The sequence below is a fragment of the Shewanella sp. ENK2 genome, from assembly GCF_043568515.1.
In the GTDB taxonomy this organism is placed as follows: Bacteria; Pseudomonadota; Gammaproteobacteria; order Enterobacterales; family Shewanellaceae; genus Shewanella; species Shewanella japonica.
Genome location: NZ_CP171406.1, coordinates 2,027,580 through 2,046,190, shown reverse-complemented (window position 1 = coordinate 2,046,190; position 18,611 = coordinate 2,027,580). Strand labels below are relative to the sequence as shown.

15 protein-coding genes and 3 pseudogenes are annotated in these 18,611 nt (G+C 41.8%); 7 read left to right on the top strand and 11 right to left on the bottom strand.

Going from position 1 to position 18,611, the window contains the following annotated elements; genetic code table 11:
• Nucleotides 1-57 precede the first annotated feature (57 nt).
• The 3 genes from ACGEDC_RS09095 to ACGEDC_RS09085 all read right to left on the bottom strand — a co-directional run bounded on the left by ACGEDC_RS09095 (nucleotide 58) and on the right by ACGEDC_RS09085 (nucleotide 3,938).
• Nucleotides 58-1,800, bottom strand: coding sequence for a sugar phosphorylase (locus ACGEDC_RS09095; protein ID WP_394497781.1), 1,743 nt, complete (start codon nucleotides 1,798-1,800; stop codon nucleotides 58-60).
• A gap of 64 nt (nucleotides 1,801-1,864) precedes the next feature.
• Complete coding sequence (locus ACGEDC_RS09090; RefSeq protein ID WP_394497779.1) at nucleotides 1,865-3,085, bottom strand: glycosyl transferase; 1,221 nt, start codon at nucleotides 3,083-3,085, stop codon at nucleotides 1,865-1,867.
• Between the two features lies 1 nt (nucleotide 3,086).
• Entirely contained in the window at nucleotides 3,087-3,938 is an 852-nt protein-coding gene (locus tag ACGEDC_RS09085; protein ID WP_055025931.1) for an HAD-IIB family hydrolase, read from the bottom strand.
• 340 nt (nucleotides 3,939-4,278) lie between these two features.
• On the opposite strand from ACGEDC_RS09085, the gene ACGEDC_RS09080 reads away from it, so the two are divergent.
• Nucleotides 4,279-4,734 (top strand): hypothetical protein, encoded by a 456-nt coding sequence (locus ACGEDC_RS09080; RefSeq protein ID WP_065110240.1) that lies wholly within the window; start codon nucleotides 4,279-4,281, stop codon nucleotides 4,732-4,734.
• A gap of 195 nt (nucleotides 4,735-4,929) precedes the next feature.
• Here ACGEDC_RS09080 and ACGEDC_RS09075 read toward each other — a convergent pair whose 3' ends face one another.
• From ACGEDC_RS09075 to dmeF, 3 genes are all read right to left on the bottom strand, one after another.
• Nucleotides 4,930-6,759 carry a tetratricopeptide repeat-containing diguanylate cyclase gene (locus ACGEDC_RS09075; RefSeq protein ID WP_394497776.1) on the bottom strand — a complete coding sequence of 610 codons (1,830 nt, stop codon included), beginning with the start codon at nucleotides 6,757-6,759 and terminating at the stop codon, nucleotides 4,930-4,932.
• Nucleotides 6,760-6,953: 194 nt separating this feature from the next.
• The gene (locus tag ACGEDC_RS09070) at nucleotides 6,954-7,370 is read right to left on the bottom strand and encodes a MarR family winged helix-turn-helix transcriptional regulator (RefSeq protein WP_394497774.1); all 417 of its coding nucleotides are present in this window, start codon (nucleotides 7,368-7,370) and stop codon (nucleotides 6,954-6,956) included.
• A gap of 3 nt (nucleotides 7,371-7,373) precedes the next feature.
• A complete protein-coding gene (gene dmeF, locus ACGEDC_RS09065) occupies nucleotides 7,374-8,369 on the bottom strand; it encodes a CDF family Co(II)/Ni(II) efflux transporter DmeF (protein ID WP_119968228.1) in 996 nt (331 codons plus the stop codon).
• Between the two features lie 413 nt (nucleotides 8,370-8,782).
• On the opposite strand from dmeF, the gene ACGEDC_RS09060 reads away from it, so the two are divergent.
• The 3 genes from ACGEDC_RS09060 to sigZ all read left to right on the top strand — a co-directional run bounded on the left by ACGEDC_RS09060 (nucleotide 8,783) and on the right by sigZ (nucleotide 10,861).
• Entirely contained in the window at nucleotides 8,783-9,337 is a 555-nt protein-coding gene (locus tag ACGEDC_RS09060) for a TMEM165/GDT1 family protein (RefSeq protein WP_394497771.1), read from the top strand.
• A 105-nt stretch (nucleotides 9,338-9,442) separates the two neighbouring features.
• Complete coding sequence (locus ACGEDC_RS09055; protein WP_394497769.1) at nucleotides 9,443-10,141, top strand: glutathione S-transferase family protein; 699 nt, start codon at nucleotides 9,443-9,445, stop codon at nucleotides 10,139-10,141.
• A 147-nt stretch (nucleotides 10,142-10,288) separates the two neighbouring features.
• Nucleotides 10,289-10,861 (top strand): RNA polymerase sigma factor SigZ, encoded by a 573-nt coding sequence (gene sigZ, locus ACGEDC_RS09050; protein ID WP_394497767.1) that lies wholly within the window; start codon nucleotides 10,289-10,291, stop codon nucleotides 10,859-10,861.
• Between the two features lie 80 nt (nucleotides 10,862-10,941).
• On the opposite strand, the pseudogene ACGEDC_RS09045 reads toward sigZ, so the two are convergent.
• Nucleotides 10,942-12,132, bottom strand: a pseudogene (locus ACGEDC_RS09045) (efflux RND transporter permease subunit); the annotation flags it as partial.
• Nucleotides 12,133-12,727: 595 nt separating this feature from the next.
• The gene (locus ACGEDC_RS09040; protein ID WP_394497765.1) at nucleotides 12,728-13,582 is read right to left on the bottom strand and encodes a LysR family transcriptional regulator; all 855 of its coding nucleotides are present in this window, start codon (nucleotides 13,580-13,582) and stop codon (nucleotides 12,728-12,730) included.
• Between the two features lie 115 nt (nucleotides 13,583-13,697).
• Here ACGEDC_RS09040 and ACGEDC_RS09035 point away from each other — a divergent pair, with 115 nt between their 5' ends.
• Both ACGEDC_RS09035 and ACGEDC_RS09030 read left to right on the top strand, forming a co-directional pair.
• On the top strand, nucleotides 13,698-14,087 hold the full coding sequence (locus ACGEDC_RS09035; protein WP_394497763.1) for a YybH family protein: 390 nt from the start codon (nucleotides 13,698-13,700) through the stop codon (nucleotides 14,085-14,087).
• Nucleotides 14,088-14,110: 23 nt separating this feature from the next.
• Nucleotides 14,111-14,980 (top strand): VOC family protein, encoded by an 870-nt coding sequence (locus ACGEDC_RS09030; RefSeq protein WP_394497761.1) that lies wholly within the window; start codon nucleotides 14,111-14,113, stop codon nucleotides 14,978-14,980.
• Nucleotides 14,981-14,999: 19 nt separating this feature from the next.
• On the opposite strand, the gene ACGEDC_RS09025 is transcribed toward ACGEDC_RS09030, so the two are convergent.
• Nucleotides 15,000-15,749: a class I SAM-dependent methyltransferase gene (locus ACGEDC_RS09025; protein ID WP_394497759.1), complete on the bottom strand. Its 750-nt coding sequence runs from the start codon at nucleotides 15,747-15,749 to the stop codon at nucleotides 15,000-15,002.
• A gap of 150 nt (nucleotides 15,750-15,899) precedes the next feature.
• On the opposite strand from ACGEDC_RS09025, the pseudogene ACGEDC_RS09020 reads away from it, so the two are divergent.
• Nucleotides 15,900-16,741 (top strand): annotated as a pseudogene (locus ACGEDC_RS09020) (23S rRNA (adenine(2030)-N(6))-methyltransferase RlmJ).
• A gap of 192 nt (nucleotides 16,742-16,933) precedes the next feature.
• On the opposite strand, the gene ACGEDC_RS09015 reads toward ACGEDC_RS09020, so the two are convergent.
• Both ACGEDC_RS09015 and ACGEDC_RS09010 read right to left on the bottom strand, forming a co-directional pair.
• Entirely contained in the window at nucleotides 16,934-17,194 is a 261-nt protein-coding gene (locus ACGEDC_RS09015) for a hypothetical protein (RefSeq protein WP_394497757.1), read from the bottom strand.
• A gap of 36 nt (nucleotides 17,195-17,230) precedes the next feature.
• Nucleotides 17,231-18,609: pseudogene (locus tag ACGEDC_RS09010) on the bottom strand (M28 family peptidase).
• Nucleotides 18,610-18,611: the final 2 nt, after the last annotated feature.

Sequence of the window (18,611 nt, the reverse complement as noted above, 5' to 3'; positions counted from 1 at the left end):
CATTGAGGCGAATCACATCTTCGCCTCATTGTGTTTTTCGTTAATAGGCTTTGATCGTTAAGGTACGTTACTAATCCAAACCGTTTGGTAAGGCTCTAATAATTGCGTAGCAGTAATATCGTGGATCACTTCGCCGTCAATCAAATCAAACCAGGTTTCGGTACCAATTAAGTTCAGCTCGGCCAAGGGTAAATCTATCGCTTGGTCTGAAATATTACTGATACAAAAAATGCTCTGTCTACGATCGCGGCTCTGACGCCAAAAGCCAAATAACTGCAACCCTAAGTGCAAGGTAAATTGAGTCGCATTAGGATTAAATGCAGCTTGATTGGTTCGAATAGTTATCAGCTTAGTCAGTGCAGCAAGCACTTTAGCATGGGTACTATTGTCATCGGCAAGCAAGCCATTCAATTGTTCTGCATCCCAGCGATGACGATTAATAGAGCGATTATGAGAGGTATTAGCCAGTTTCTCATAATCATTTTCGGTGCCCAGTAAGCTATGAATATATATCCCAGGGATCCCTTCCAGCCCCAACATAATGGCATGGGCACAGGTAAAGCGCGCTAAACCAAATTGGTCTTTGCCTTTCGTTGTACCTTGCAAGGCATCGATGAGTGCGATGTTCATTTCATAGGGCTTTTTATGGCCATCTTCGCTCGTTCGGCTGGAAATCTTACCGCCAAACAACACCATGGTTTCTACTAGACTGTCAATTTCATCCTGCTCTAATATCCCTTCAACAGGCCTTAAACCCACACCATCATGTGAAGCAATAAAGTTAAAATAAGTGGTGCCATCCTGTGCTGGAGGCATGCTCATTTGCCAACGTTTTAAATACAAACAGCTTCCTGTAATCAAAGTATTAATCAGTAAAGGCGGCAATGAGAAATTATAAATACAGTGCGCTTCGTTGGCGTTGCCAAAATAAGTCAGGTTTTGAGTATTGGGAATATTGGTTTCGGTGATCACGACTGCATCTTGTTGAGCATGCTCTATTAAAGTGCGTAATAAACGGATCACTTCATGGGTTTGCGGTAAGTTAATTGATTTCGTGCCGGCAATTTTCCACAAGAATGCCACGGCATCAAGGCGGAAAATATTCACGCCGGCATCAAGGTATTGCCTAATGATACGTGTAAATTCGATAAGCACTTGTGGATTTCTAAAGTCAAAATCCACTTGATCATGACTGAAGGTACACCAGACATGCTGCCAGCCTTTACTTGTATGAGTTGGCCTTAATAACGCAGAGGTTCTTGGGCGAACCACTTGAGATAAATCATCGTCAACATTGGCGGTAAAAAAGTAATCATGCCCAATACCTTCACACTTGATAAAGTTCTGAAACCAAGCACTTCGACTAGAACAATGATTGATGACTAAATCAGACATGAGTCTGCGCTTTGACGCTATGGCGGTAATATCAGACCAATCACCCAAGCCATCATTGACGCTTGAGTAATCGATAACAGCAAAGCCATCATCCGAACTAAATGGGAAAAATGGCAGAATATGCACCGCATTAATGCATTCAAGATGCGTATCCATAAAGTCGGATAACGTAGCCAACGGTTTTTGATCTGCTGCAATAATGCTGTCGCCGTAGGTTATCACTACCACATCTTTTTCAGACCAATGATTACTGTATGGTCGAGGAGTAAAGCCACCTTGAGTAATGCGCATAATATCGACCAACACATCAGCAAGTTCATCATAACTTTGTGTTAGCTCAACATCTTTATAAATGCACCCAAGCTGTTGAATCAGTTTATGCTTTAAACTTTCTATTTCTGTCATAAGCCTATCTTCTAACGTTTATCAGATTAGACTGGCAGCCCACCAGCCTTATCGACCTTATTCATTACATAAACTCAGCGTTATCCGCTTCTACTGCCGATTTAAGTTGCTCAAGTACGTCAGGCATAGCACTGATCACTCGGCTCCATGTTGGCATGAATGGCGTTTCCATTGGGTTATCTAAAAAGCGCTGACCTGCTGTCACAATGTTTTGAGTAAACATTTCAACGGCTTTTTCTTCGGTATGAATATCGGTTGATAACCCGTTCATCAATGCGTCATTATGGTAGGTTTCCACGTAATCTAAGGCGATACGATAATAGGTTGCTTTTAATGTTCTAAAGGCTTCTGTATTGAAGGTTTCACCTTGGGTAGCCAGTTTGCGATAAAACGCCTTAGTAATATCTATCGACATTTTTGATAACCCCGCTTCGGCATTATCGAGCGACAAATCTTGATGCTTATGATCATAATTATCGGCAATATCGACTTGGCAAATACGGTTGTGGGCATAGTTACGGTGCATTTCACTGAGCACGCCAATTTCTAAGCCCCAATCACTCGGGATACGTAAATCATTTAGCACATCACGTCGAAAGGAGAATTCACCTGCCAGTGGGTACCGAAAGCTGTCCATGTATTCAAGGTAATCGTTATGGCCAACGACTCTTTGCAGCGCTTTGATCAATGGCGTGACCAGCAGACGTGACACACGACCATTAATTTTGCCGTCTGACATGCGGGCGTAATAACCTTTACTGAACTCATAATTAAACTGCGGGTTAGCAACAGGATAAAGTAAGCGTGCTAACAATGACTTTTCATAGGTGACGATGTCACAGTCATGCAGGGCGACTGACTCAGTTTTGCCTGATGCTAAAATATAGCCCATGCAATACCAAACATTTCGTCCTTTCCCTAACTCTTTGGGCGCTAAACCCAGTGCACTGAGTTTTGCATCTAGTGCTTGTAATCTTGGCCCATCGTTCCATAACACTCGGTGATGTTGCGGTAATTGATTGAAGAATTTTAGCGCTTGCTGATACTGCTCTTTATCAGCTCGGTCTAAACCTATTACCACTTCCGATAAATACGGCACATCTTTCAATTTATTAATGATATTGGGTAACGCTTCACCTTCCAGCTCTGAATATAGCGAAGGTAAAATTAGCCCTAGTGGTCGAGTTTTGGCAAATTTCATGAGGTCCTTTTCCATTTCCTCATGGGTACGCTGGGTTAAATTATGTAATGTGGTCACAATGCCATTCTGATAAAAGTCAGCCATGTTATGCCTCCTCAGCTGTAAATAAACTTGGGGTGGGAGAATCAAGTAATAACGCTTGCAAGCATTCAGCCCAGCCCTTGGGACCGTAGTGGCGGCTTTGCATGGTTTTATTGCTGGTTTGAATTGTTGGAAAAGTATGGGTTGGTGACTTAATTTGAATCGCAATATCGGCGGCTTCAAGCATGGCACTATCATTTCCGCTATCGCCCAATGCTATTGTGTTAACCCCTACCTGATATGCGTTAGCATAAACCTGTGCCAGCCAGTTCATTGCACACCCTTTGTCGGTATGGCCGCCCACATGCAAAAATCGACCACCTTGCAACATATTGGCACCAAGCTTCTGCATATGGTCAATAAAGCGTTGCTTGCGCTCTTCATCAGCCGTCCACAATAGCGGCTCTGAGTAATGCCTTACTAAGGCCAGTTCTGCTTTCTCTGCGGATAAGTCGGTGAGTTCACATAGCTCATCAGCACTGAGTGATGAAAAGCCAATGAAGTCTTCTGCAAATTCACTTGCTTGATTATCTAATAGACTGAGCCAATGTTGCCTTGTTTCACAAAAGGCTTTAACCCAGTAATACCCCTCGGTCACAGTATCTTCAGGTTGTTGTTCAAAGTAGCCAATTGGGATATATACCACGGCGCCATTTTCAGAAATAAATGGAGAATTAAAACCAATGGTTTGTTGAATTTTTTCCATTTCAGCAAAGGTTTTACTGGTATTGGGAATAATAGGAATTTGTTTTTCAACCAACGCCTCTATCACGCCAATTGCACTCGAAAAACTATAGTCATAGTGGTCGAGTAAAGTGCCATCCATATCGGTAAAAATAAGCGGTTGAGTCGTCATTTTCTTCCCCTGCCATTTCGCTAATCATTGTGTGATTAAATTAAACGTTACAGGGAACATGCCAGCTTGATATAAAATGCACCAAATTGGTTAATTACTGACTTTAGACATTGATTTTAAATGTTAATTTATTAATGCACGGAATCATAAATAGGATTAAAAATTCAAGATTCAAACAATGTTGTGCTGACTTTTACATCATCGACGCACTATAAAGGTGCAATTTTACATTGTTCACACTATCGACTACACCTTAATAAACTGTCATTACATTAGGGCTGAAATTTAACCTAGAAATGGCTTATTTGAACTCATGAAACCCGCTATGTAAGGAGTGAGCATGCGATTTAACCAGGCTTTTGAGGTATTAGATCATTTGATTGATGTTTATGAAGCTATTTCGATGGCGTGTGAACGCTTATTAGATGAAACAGAAACTGAACGATCTCGGATGTTGCTGCATTATTTAATTCAAAAACAACGTGAAAATATCCAGTACATACGCGACATAAAATTGAGAATGCCAGAGTCACTGCTTAACACATGGATAGATGAAGATATCGAGAAAAGTATTATTAGTGCGACAAAAGATATACATGTTGCCTCTAATGTCAAAACCCATGAGTTGATGGAGCACGTCGACACGCTTCATGAAAACATCATCGTTTGGCTTAATGTCACGACCAACGTAATCCCCAATCAAGATTTGCTGATTCAATTACAGAACATCACTGATTCGCTTAATCAACGCCATCGACAATTAGCTCAAGCGGTTAATCGTATGGATGATATGTAAGTGAGGGTCTGATCCTTCAAATGCGAGTTTGGCCTTTGCGACCTTTCACTTATCATTCTGACGTCGAAAGACATTGGCAGGCAACGAGAATGTTTCACTCAACTAAACATTGCATCCACTCCAAGGGTTTCGTTGCTTGCTTTTTTATCTATTTCTTTGCACTGTTGGATATACTCTCGCCTCGTTAACTGAGCTTTAAGCACATTGGGGAGCAAGGTAGACTTTATTTTTACCAGAAAACTTCGCTTGGTATAATGCATCATCTGCTTGCTTGGTAAGATCGGATAAATTTGATGGCTGACCAGCACTCAATGTCGCGACGCCTAAACTAATCGTAAACTCCACTTCAATCCCATCAAAGTGAAATGATTGAGCCGCAATACCGTTTCTCAACCTATCTGAGATGGTAAAGGCTTCGTCCAGCGTGGTGTTGTCTAATACAATCAAAAACTCCTCTCCACCAATACGCCCGACTAAGTCTTGTTTTTTGAGCCAACTGCTTGCACGTTTGGCTGCCGCTTTAATCGCTAAATCACCAATATGATGCCCATAGCGATCATTAATTGCTTTAAAGTTATCAATATCAAAAATTATCACTGAGGCTGGGCGCTGTTTTTTGATGGCTCTTTCTATAATGCGCTGGCCTTTTCGGAAGGTATAGCCTCTGTTTGATAATCCGGTGAGATAATCGGTTTGAGCACGTTTTTTCAACGTCTTTCGAGAATGCAATAACACTAAAATCACACTAAACAATACAATGGCCAAGACCAGAAATAAGGTTAGCTTTAGATCGCTAATGCGTTCTTTATCAGCAACGGCGGCCCAGTTGAGTTCATTAATGGCTAAGCGATTGGCTAATAACTCATTCTCAAAACTCGCTAGTTTTATATTATGATCAAGTGACGTTGTCAGTACCTTATTATCGATAATGCTTTGATTATCTTCCCTCTCAACATCAATAACTTCCAAAAACAAGTTAGCAGCTTTATTCGACTCGCCTGCCGCAAGGGCGATAATCGCATCCGCTTTTAAAAACATGGCTTTCATGTTGGCAGGGAAGTTTTTATTTTGCCTAAATATCTGTGCCATTTCCGCAGCGCGAGGTAGGTTACCACTACGAACATACGCAATCGCCAGATACAAATACCCACTTGTGACAAAATACTGCTCTTTAGTGGTGTCTTTTAACGATATGGCTTTTTCGAGATGCAATACCGCTTGATTAAAATCAAAGGTTCTTAGCGCCACTCTGCCAGCATTAAGATGGGAGAAAAATAACAGATCATTTGGCTTTGTGGCCTGACGAGCAAGTTCAAATTGCTGCTGAATATTATCTTCGGCTTTATCCCAGTCACCTAGCTTAATCGCTTGGCTCACCATGTTGTGCTGCATATTGAACATGTCTTCAATATCATTAATGGTTTTCCAAGTTTCATACGCTTTTTGAAAGTTTTCGTAGCCGCGTTGGTGTAAGCCTACACGACGATATAAGCTGCCTGTGGCGTTATATATCATTGCCTTACGATTGACATTCAAATTGTCACTTCTATCCACAATCAGCAATGCTTCATCTAATAAGTCTATGCCCTTATAGACATTGTCTGGTTCAATAAAGCAAAAGGCAGTTTGTGTCATCGCCTTAGCTAATAATTCTGCATTGTCATAGTTACGGGCATATTCGAGTGCTTGGTGTCTATCAGGACAATAGCTTGCGGGGTCATTCGCTTTAAGATACCAAGCAAATGAACGCTCTAAATGGCTGTCGATTAACACCTCACTGATCGAGAGGTATTTTACTAGGGCAATACCTTTATCATAACTACTGATGGCGAGGTCGAGCTGGCGTAGCTTTTCGTGTATCTGTCCATACAGAAAGTACACTTTGGCCTGCTCTTCAGGTGTAAAATCATGATTGTTCAGATCAAACTGATCCAGCAAGTTAATTGCTTCGGCGGGAGTAACGGCATAAACATCAGTTTCTAACTGATTAAGTGTGGGGTTTGCTAATCCTTCAGTAGTGAACATCAGAAGGCATCCGCATAAACAGAAGATCCACCCTCTTGATAACAATACATCCATATACCGCCCCAATTTTATCATCCTTTCGTATTATGCTTGCCAGCAGGGTAACATGATAATACGTCTATATTAAAGCATTGATTGTATGGGGATAATGTTACCTTTAGTTACATTGGTAACAAAGTGCCTAGTTAACAGTTTTAAAATAATTTATTCATTTTTTGCATAGCAGATATCAAAATTTCAGCCTCTGATGGAGACATCTCTAAGGTTAAATCTTGCATTAACTCGACATGTAGCTGATGGTGCTGGCGATGAATTGCCAGGCCGTCCTCGGTTAAGTTCAATAATGTGGCTCGACCATCTTTAGGATCAGCACAACGTACCATCAGCCCAAGCTTCACTAATTTATCGACTTGTACAGTTAACGTACCTGTGGTGATCCCCAGTTTTTGCGCTAATGCATTCATTCTTAACGCGCCAAAGTTTCCCAACACTTCTATAGTGTGAGTCTGAGCTAAACTGTAGCCAGTCTCTTTTACAACCGATTGCTCCCAAGAGGACATCTTGTCATAAAATTCAGTAATGGTTTGATTTAGCAGTTCAGTATTTGGCATCGCTTATCTCATAGGGTGTACTTCAAGTGTCAGGTGATGGATTTTATCAAACTGATTTAATAAGGTCTTATATTCATGCAAAGAATAAGTTGTTTGTTTAGCAACTAATGTTATCGCCGCCGAATAATGGTGGCCACTGACCTTCCAAACATGCATGTCTTTGACATCAGCATAAGGGGCTAATGCCTGTTCAATTTGCTGTTTATATTCAGCATCAATACTCTCATCTAATAACACAGGACTGGTTTGCTTCATTAATCCTAGCGTCCATTTAGTAATCACAATTGCACCCACCATCCCCATCACGGCATCAAGCCAATGCCAACCATAAAACTTACCGAACACCAGCGCTACTATCGCTAAAACAGAGGTTAATGCATCTGCTAACACATGCATGTAAGCCGCCCGTAGATTATGGTCATGGTGTTTTTCACCTGATGCGTGATGATGACCGTGTGCATGCTGTTCATGATGGTGCTCATGAGAATGAGAATGTGATGTGTGGTCATGGGCATGAGAATGACCGTGAGAATGGCCGTGCGAATGATCATGATGGTGATGATCACCTAACAAAAAAATACTTGCCACATTAACCGCTAAACCAATAAAAGCCACCATAATAGCTTCATTAAAATGAATATCATGTGGGTTAAATAAACGATTAATTGATTCCACCATCATTAATAGTGCCACCACACCAAGTACAATCGCACTGGTGTACCCGCCTAAAACACTCACCTTACCTGCCCCAAATGAAAACTTATCAGAATTGGCATGTTTCCTAGCATAACGGTAAGCAAACAATGTAATGCAAAAAGCGGCGGCATGGGTGCCCATATGCCAACCGTCAGCTAACAAAGCCATAGAGCCGTATACTGTGCCAGCAATGATCTCAACCACCATCGCCGTCACAGTCAATATCAATACGTAGAGGGTTCTCTTTTCACCGGAACTTTGTTGGGCACAAAAGTCATGTTGATGTTCTGTAGTAAATCGCACGCTGGCACCTATAGTTTGACAATCAAAGTATTCTTTAGAATTTAACTTGATTATCAAACTATTTCAACACCATCCTTTTAAACCAATGACATAGATAACATAACGTAGAAAGCTACCGAGTTGATAAAGCCAATAATGGCGCGACTTCGGCCGTTATTTAGCAAACGCTAACTTGAAAAGAACGCTGACAATCTTTACAATGCCGCTGTCTTTGGGGAGTAACTTGCCACTCATTTAAACAGCCTTTAAATAAGTTGGTTTGTTCGTCAACATCATTGATGCAAAATCATCATGGCGTTCAAGGCTTTGTCACCACAGAGCTGAGTGAGACCATAGACAACAATCGCAACCCGAGGTGGGGGAGCGAGTGTTGTCTTGGTTGTTAATTTTCCCCACCTCTAAAAGAGAGCCTCTTGAGCGTACTTGCCATATCAATTACCACAGTCGCATTAGCCGAAATTGGTGATAAGACTCAACTATTATCATTACTGCTTGCCAGTCGGTACCGTAAACCTATCCCTATAATTGCAGCGATATTTTTAGCCACTATTGCAAATCATGCTTTAGCTGCATATTTAGGTGTCGTCATCGCCGACTACCTTTCTCCTCAGCTATTAACTTGGGTACTCGCAATCAGCTTTTTAGCCATGGCAGCATGGATACTGGTTCCTGATAAGCTCGATGATGATGAAAAAATTTCCAACAGAGGGCCCTTTGTTGCCAGCTTTATTGCCTTTTTCATTGCCGAAATAGGCGATAAAACCCAAATAGCCACCTCCATTCTTGGCGCTCAATATGCTGATGTGTTAGCCATGGTGGTAATAGGTACCACTATCGGCATGTTGCTCGCTAATGTCCCCGTAGTGATAATTGGAAAGCTATCAGCTGATAAGTTGCCATTGGCATTAATTCGTAAAATAACAGCCAGCCTGTTTATTCTATTGGCGATGGCCAGCGTGTTAATGTAAGCACCATGAAAGTAAATATGTCCTAAAAAAATAAAATTTTCGTCTTTTTAATTATGACTTCGTCTTATCAGTATTAATAACCTTTATATTTATCAGGTGTCAGTTATGATTAAAATTATCAGCTTCAAAATTTGCCCTTTTGTTCAACGTGTTACAGCTGCATTAGCGGCTAAAAATATCGCTTATGAAATCGAATACATTAGCTTGAGTGATAAACCACAATGGTTTTTAGATATCTCACCCAACGGCCAAGTACCAGTGATGGTGACAGACAACGGCACCGCCCTGTTTGAGTCTGATGCGATCATTGAATACATCGAAGATGAATATGGTCCGCTTGAGCAAAACGTTACCAATGAGCAGCGCGCATTAGACCGAGCATGGAGTTACTTGGGGGCTAAACACTATTTAGCGCAATGTGGCACTATGAGTAGCAAAAACCAAACGACATTCGAAGAACGTTTAGCCAAGCTATACAAAGCATTCCACAAGATGGAAAATCAGCTTTCCGGTCATACGCGCTTCTTTAAGTCAGATGAACTCAGCAATGTTGATATTGCTTGGCTGCCGCTGTTACATCGCGCCAATATCGTCAAGCAAAAAACGGGGCAGGATATGCTTTGCGGACTGCCTAAAGTACAGGCATGGCAACAAGCTGTTATGGCATCGGGATTAATTGAGAAAACAGTTGCTAATGACTTTACTGAAAAGTTTGCTGACTTTTACTTAACCAATACGTTTTTAGCTGAAGGTAAAGATATTCAACCAACTGATGCTTGCGGCAGCGCTAACTGCTGCGGATAAAAATCAAGCTAGCAAATTAGCTAACCGCATTAGTTAACTAGGGCTTGTTATCTATTATACTCAACAGGTAAATACCCATAAAACTGATTTAAGCTCTGCTTAGATCAGTTTTTGCGTTTCCAATAAATGCGCTTTACAGGAACTTATATGACAACATCAACCGCTATCAGCATTGAAACTATTTGGGCTGAATATCGCACTAGCCTTAAGGCGTTTTTGACTAAAAATGTCTCCAATCATGCTGATGTTGATGACTTGCTGCAAGAGATCTTAATCAAAAGTTATAACAGCTTAGAAAAAATCCAAGATACCAAAAAGCTAAAGTCTTGGTTATTCCAAATTGCTAATCACACCATCATCGATTTTTATCGCAAGCGTGCTAGAAACCAAACAAGCGAATTACAAGATCAACATGACTGGGCTTTAGAAGAAAGCGAAGATATTTTTGAACAAATGACTGATTGTATTACGCCATTTATTAATGGTCTGCCACCAGAAGAAGCGGCGTTATTGACCGCAGTTGAGCTCAATGGTGTCGCCCAAAAAGCCTATGCTGAGCAGCAAGATATTAAGTATTCGACCTTAAAATCGCGAGTGCAAAAAAGCCGCCAATCTTTATACAGCTTATTTAATCAATGTTGTGATTTTCACCTTGATGCCAAAGGTAATCTCGTTTCTTACACCCGTAAAACCGGTAAAGATTGTGGCGGTAAGTGCTAATAATAGAATTTAACCAGCAAAAAAAGAGGTTTAATGATCTCTCATTAAACCTCAATAATGAGTTATGATCCTTGCAGTGACTAGTTAGCGTTTAAGGGGTTATTCACTCCCACATTAAACGTATCACCAAAGTCCTTATCAAATTCAGCTTCATCCACTTTTACCCCTTTAATGCGCTCAACGACCATGTAGTTTACTGGCACCATAATAAGGGTAATGAAAGTCGCGAAAATAATACCAAAACCAAGCGATATCGCCATTGGGATTAAGAACTGCGCTTGGGTTGATTGCTCTAACAGTAGCGGCATTAAACCAATAAAGGTGGTTAAACTCGTTAGCATAACGGGTCTAAATCGCTTAGCTCCAGCAGTCAGAACAGCTTCCACCAGCTCAACACCTTCTGCACGTTTTTTATTAATAAAATCAACCAATACCAGTGAGTCATTTACCACAACGCCCACCAGCGCTAACATGCCTAAAATACTGAATATGGTCAATGCTGAACCCATAATCCAGTGCCCCATGACAGCTCCGATTAAGCCAAAAGGGATCACACTCATCACAATAAATGGCTGAATATATGACTTAAACGGAATCGCCAATAAGCTATAGATCATGAAGCATACGAATATTAAGCCCCATTGAAGCGAACCAAAGCTTTCACTTTGCTCTCTGGCTTCACCTTCCAGCGAATGACGCACACCTGGGTATTGCGCCACTAACCCATCAAGATAGATTTTAAGGTCGGCTTGCAGCACGGTCATATTGGAGTTGTCTTTATCCACATCGGCGGTGACATTAAGTACTCGATATCTATCGATGCGTTTAATGGTCGACGGACTTTTGCCTGAAGTCATTTTAGCCACATGGCCAAGTGGCACTTGCGTCCCTTGGCTGGTACTGATCAAGACTTTCTCTAAATCAGCTAATGACTGTCGCTCATTCAGCGGCAAACGCACCATGACACGAATATCATCACGCCCACGTTGAATACGCTGTACTTGTGAGCCAAAGTAGAAACTGCGGATTTGGTTAGTGACCTCCTCACGAGTTAACCCTAAGGCTTTGCCTTGTTCTGTAAGTTCAATCAGCAGCTCTTCTTTACCGTTAGATAAACTATCAGAGATATCAAACACGGTTGGATAGGTTGCTAAATGGACTTTAACTTGATCGGCAATCTCTCGCAGTGTATCCAACGAATTAGCACTTAACTGCACATCAATAGGGACGGAACTTCGGCCAATTTCAGCACGATAAGTCACTGATTCAGCGTAATACTCGCCAGCTCCAGCAATTGCTCAGTTGCAATAGCCTCTACCCAAGGTTGGTTTTCTTATAATGCTTGTGCACTGGTATACCAAGTTGGCGGTAATTCAGGCGTAACCTGCTTCTAGTCCAAATATGTGTTACTTGTGCAACCCGCTAATACACTCAACGACATGGCGATCATCGCTATAGTGAGGTGTTTGTTCATCTACCTAGATCCCAAGATGTCATTATTTTTATGTTAATAATTCTAGAGATTTGCACCGAAAATTCACACTCTTATATGCCAACTTCGCACGGCTTTACAAAACATCAACTTTATCTTTCTAATTTGTCAAAAAAACTCGAATTTCTTTGTGTAGTATCACGCTTACATGAAGTTCAACATTTAAAATTAGCTTCATAAAAACAATAACTTAAATAGTTTTCCATTTTATTTCTGTGACACAATTTATATCAAGGGCGAAGAATAAAGTTAAGACATACTTGCTTACATTCTCAAGCGCCAGTCAGAACCAATAACAAGCTTGCTCCTAAACTCAAGAAAAATCGCTTGAGTAAAATGAAAAACCGCACTCTTATACGTCGCCATCACCACTGTTAGAACATACTGGCAATAGCATCTAAGCAGGCTTTAACATTAAGAGGGGCTTTTTGGCCATAAGGGTGTAAGCCATAAATGTGATTGACTGGCAGACGATGCAGAGGAACAGCAGGGTTAATTTCACCGCTCAACTTAGGCAAGTAAAAATCCGGCACGATACCAATACCGCAGCCTGACTGAATGAGCGCCAAACAGGTGTGAAAGGAGTTAGCCATGCAGTGCGCTGTGGCTGTGTATTGAATAGCTGATGCTTGTTTTGATTCAAACTGATGAGTGATATGTTTGCCCTGCCAAGTATTGGCGATATAAGGCAAATCATGAATGTCACCATTATCTACTATCGACTTATGGCCCACTAGCACATCACGAAAAGAGCCAATGCGTTTTTGCATCAACATATTCTGCTCAGATTGCCCCACTCGAATGGCTAAATCAATATCTTCATTGAGCAAATCTAAATGCTGATCATGGCTAATCAGCTCCGGCTCAAGTAATGGATACTGCTTGAGTAAGCCACTAATTGCTGGTGTCACTAAAGTTTCCATCAATGCATTTGGTGCGGTAATACGTACTCGCCCTTGAGGCAGGACTTTAGTTTGCTCAACTTCAAACCAAGCATCACTGGCAATTTTATTGAGCAATTTACATTGCTGATAAAACTGCTCACCTGCGGAAGTCAAAGACTGCCTGCGCGTTGTTCGCTTTAACAGCACCACATCAAGCTCTGTTTCTAGTGCTTTTAAGTGCTGACTGATCACTGACTTTGACAGTTCAAGCGAGTCAGCTGCGCCAGTAATTGAGCCAGACTCAACAATATGGGCAAACACGGCCATTTGACGTAATCGATTCATTATTATTGTTTAGTTTTATTAAACAGTGATTGTAAATATAGCTGTTTTTCCGAAGTAGTGACATGACTAATATCAGTCTTATTCGATGCGTTCATCACTCACTTAAGGATTAAAAATGACTCAATCAACCACTACAGAAAACCCAGTATTAACCGCATGTAAAAATGGCATTGCTGCTTGGAAAAGCGCTTTTAATAATCAAGATGCCAAAGGCTGCGCTGCACAATATCAACAAGATTGCGTGATGACAGCTCGTCCATTTGGCATATTTGAAGGCCGTGAAGCCATTGAAGCGTTTTGGCAAGGGATTATGGATCAAGGCTTTAAGGATGTTGACTACACTCAGGTAACTTGGGAAGCTGAAGGAGACAATGGTTATATTCTGACTTCACACTGGACCATGAATAAAGCCTTTGGCGTGGTACATCGTGAGCTATGGGTCGTTGATGCTGACGGTAAAGCCAGACTTGCTAGTGACGAATTTGAAGTACAGGGTGAGCGTTAAAAAATTACTAAAAGGAATTAAACATGCAGATAAGCCACCACAGTTTATATATCAGTAACCCTGAACAATCTTTGGCGTTTTATCTGCAACAGTTGGGAATGCAGCTGGTAAAGCAGGATCAAATTGGCAGCCGCAGTCATTACTTATTGCAGTTTCCCAACGCTGCGAACCATGCGCAACTTGAATTAATACATGATCCTCAGCGCGTCTTTAGTATTGCTAAGCAGCCAAGTCGAGTGGATGGCTATTGGAAATTTTCAATTGCGGTAGGCCACTTAAAAACAGCACGTCAAAACCTCATCGATAATGGCATTACCACTACGCCTTGCTTAGAAATCCCTGATCTCGCGTACTTATGTCACCTTGAAGATCCTGACGGCTATAGCATTGAGTTAATCCAAACACATTTGCTTAAAAACAGCCAAAGCTCATTAATAAAGCAAGCACCAAACTACCCATTAGGCAGCACCGCGCACTTCAATCTATCGACCTTAAGAGTCAAAGACATTGCATTAAGCCTGTCGTTTTACCAAGAGTTGGGATTAGAGCTAGTACATACTTTCCGCTCAGACGAGCGCAACATGAGCTTATACTTTCTGGCTGATAAACACACACAAGCCTTTGCCGATTTACAAGCTGCAATTAATTCAACCAGCCAATCAGTCAGCAAATCAATGAATGCCGAAATTGTGGAATTATTATGGCAATACCCAGAAACAATATTGGAACTGCAGCAATTTGACGGCACCGCTGAGGATGAGGACTTTAGTTACCATACATCGACCCACAGCGGTTTTGCAGGACTCACTTTAAAAGGAATTGAAGAACGGCAAAGTAATAGTGTTAATAAACTCGTTAAAGATCCTGACGGTTTTTTATTGCGAATCGACTAACCCATTAATAAAGACATGCTTACTTCATTGCCGCTTTTACATAAACATCAAAACGGTTTTTCTTCTGCGCTAATACCATGCTAGGTTTTACCCCATCTAAATCTTCTGCATAATCAGGGCGTTTAACCACCACACGCTTTGTCGCTAATGCTTGGGCAGGTTTTAATAATCCATCGGCATCTAAATCTGCACCAACAAGCGTTTGAAACACGCGCATTTCTTTTTTCACTAATGCGGATTTTTCACGGTGCGGGTACATAGGATCAAGATAAACTACATCAATTTCATCGCCTGATTGCTCAGCAGCATCGGTCAAAGCTTCGATACTTGAACCATGGAATAAACTCATACGCTCGCACATCCAATCACCGATTTCAGCGTCTTCATAAGCGCGGCGCAGGCCATCTTCAAGTAAAGCAGCCACCACAGGATGACGCTCAACCATGATGACTTTACAGCCTAAGCTTGCCAATACAAATGCATCACGACCTAAGCCCGCCGTACCATCGACCACTGTGGGACTAATCCCTTGCTTTAAACCCACAGCTTTAGCAATCGTTTGCCCACGGCCACCACCAAATTTACGACGGTGTGCGACGGCACCAGAAACAAAATCTACACTAATACCATCTAGCTTTGGCTCATCACGTTTATGCAAACTTAAGGTGTTGTGTTCAAAGCGCAGTTCAAATAGCGCGGCTTTATCCCACTCCAATCCCCAACGTTCACTAATATCGACCAGTGACGGATATTGCTGATTAAAAAACATTGGTATGTGCAAAAGTATTTCCAGTATTTATGAGACTCAAGCCTATTATGCCAAAAGCCTGCAACAGTGAATACCTATACCTGCTATGACTTAGCCCCTATAATGTGTCCATCTTGCAGTTTTACTGCTTACTCATATTCGGACATTCTCATGTTAAGTTACCGTCACGGTTACCATGCTGGCAATTATGCTGATGTACTCAAGCACACAATGTTGCTGCAAGTACTTAAACTTATGCACAAAAAACATAAGCCTATGGCTTACATTGATAGCCATGCGGGTGCTGGCGGCTATGCACTTACCGACGAGTTTTCAAAAAAACGGGCGAGTATTTAGACGGTGTCGCCAAACTGTGGGGCAAAGACGACTTACCTGAGCCTTTGCAGCAATATGTTGATGATGTAAAACATTTTAATCAAGGTGAAGAAGAACTGGCTTTTTACCCTGGCTCACCAGCATTTGTTGACATGAATATGCGCGAAAAAGACCGCATGGTATTACATGAGCTACACGGTACTGACTTCGCTTCCCTTGATGAACAATTTGCCAATGACCGCCATATTCGAGTTGTAAAAGGTGATGGTCTTAAAGGCTTAATTGCGGCTGTACCGCCACTTGAACGTCGTGGTGTTGCGCTAATTGATCCAAGTTATGAAATCAAAACAGACTATCAAGATGTCGCCAATGCAATCATTAAGGCTCACAAACGTTTTGCCACTGGGGTTTACATGCTTTGGTATCCTGTTGTGGATAGAGCGCAAACAGAGACCATGTTAAAAATATTGGCTGATAGTGGCATTAAAAATCAATTGCGAATTGAGCAATCCATTACCCCTGACAGCGATGCTTTTGGTATGACTGCAGCTGGATTATGGATTATTAATCCGCCTTGGCAGTTAGATATTGCAGCAAAAGAAACCTTGGATTACTTAGAGCGATGCTTAGGGCAAAGCGGCGGTAAGACCGTGGTTAAGCTAGAAGTACCAGAATAGGGCACTAAAACAATCTAGATTAACAGAGCCTGCAAACAATCATTTAGGTCAATTCATTTAGTGAAAAAAGCCCATGTCGCTCTTTGTGATAAAAGAGAGTACATGGGTTTTAATACTTCGAGCCAGTTAAACTATGCTGCTATATAAAAAGCGGCTATATAAAGAGCGACTTACAAAAGCTAAATACCTGCACTAAATACAACTGGATTCATCATTATTCAATGCGCGGCTCAGTGCACCAAACATGGCACTAAAAAGGCCGACTGCCGCATCTTGTTTATTGTTATCACTAGAAGACACACGGTGAGATCGCGATTCCCTCTCCTCTCTGTCTTTAGCATTCCCGTATGCTCCAGTGACAAAGTCACAACCAGCATTTGACGCAGAACGAGACGAACATCCTGTCATCATCATTGGCATTAGTAGACATATAAACAGCATCCTTTTCCGCATCTATCTCTCCATTTACATTAACAAGCTCATGTCACACTAATCAAAATAGGCACCTGCAGCCCCCGGAAACACGACTGGACTGCTATTACCATTTTTACCCACAGCTGCAACACCGTATAGGTAGTTATCTATGACCATGTTTTTTAAAAAAATTCATTAACGTCTCCCACATAGCGACTATGAGTCCATTCAGGCTCTGTGGTAAGGCGCCAAAAAACACGGTATCCCGCAATGGTATCATCATCCGCACTTGCCCAGCTTAGGGTCGTATTCGCCGAGACTTGCCCCTTAATACTCACCTTTGTTGGCGGCGCTGGCGCCCATGCCATAGAGGCTAGACTAATGGCATTCAATCCGGTCAGTTTGGCATTAAAATCAAAGTCGACACCTTCAATCACATCACCGTATTCAATGCCATTTTCGGTGCGTAAATCTTGATGTTGGCGATCATAATGTTCGTTAGTTTCCATTACACGTACAGCGGGTAAGCCTGCTTTATTAAACGGTAAATGGTGTCCACCGCGACCAAAGCGGTCAAGACGGTATACCAACATAACATCTAAATTTGTCATGTATTGATCAACTAGGGCTTTAATATTTCGAGCTAAATTGCGCGACGCAGAATCATTCTCTCCGCCGCTGAAATAACGCTCTTTGGCTTCTTCTTTCGTTTCAGCAATTCTGACGCCTTCCGAAAAAACCCTTACCGTTGAATTGTTTATCACCCCGTTAATACCAGCAATATTACCAATCATGTCGTTATTCAAAACAGCCTGAATTTGCCAGTCATGCTTATTGGCATAATTGATTAACACATCACCGCCATATAGACCTTGCTCTTCACCAGACAGTGCTGCATAAACAATGGTGCCGTTAAACTGATACTTTGATAACACTCGAGCTGCTTCTAGTGCACCAGCAACGCCTGAAGCATTATCATTTGCCCCAGGAGAGTCTGAGGTAGAGTTCATCGGATCGGTTACCCTCGAATCAATATCGCCACTCATCATGACGACTCGATTAGGGTCAGTTTTGCCACGTTGAATAGCAAATACATTGACCACTTCGGTCGGTTCGGGAATCCGTTTTCCAGATACGGTTTCCCCTACCATAACGACTTCAAGACAACCGCCACAGTCTGCAGAAATTCGCTCAAACTCAGATTTAATCCAACGCCTTGCAGCACCAATCCCACGAGTATCAGATTCGGTTTCAGATAAAGTATGTCGAGTACCGAAGCTGACTAGCTTAGCGACATCGTTATGCAATCTGCTTGCCTGCGGCGCCTCAGCAATATCATATAAACGTAAGTCTTCTTGCGAAGGCGCTGGCGTAGCGCTCGCGCCTAAACTGAATAATGATATGAGCCCAGACAATGCAGCGGCCATAGGGGTTAATTGTAATGTTTTTTTCATAG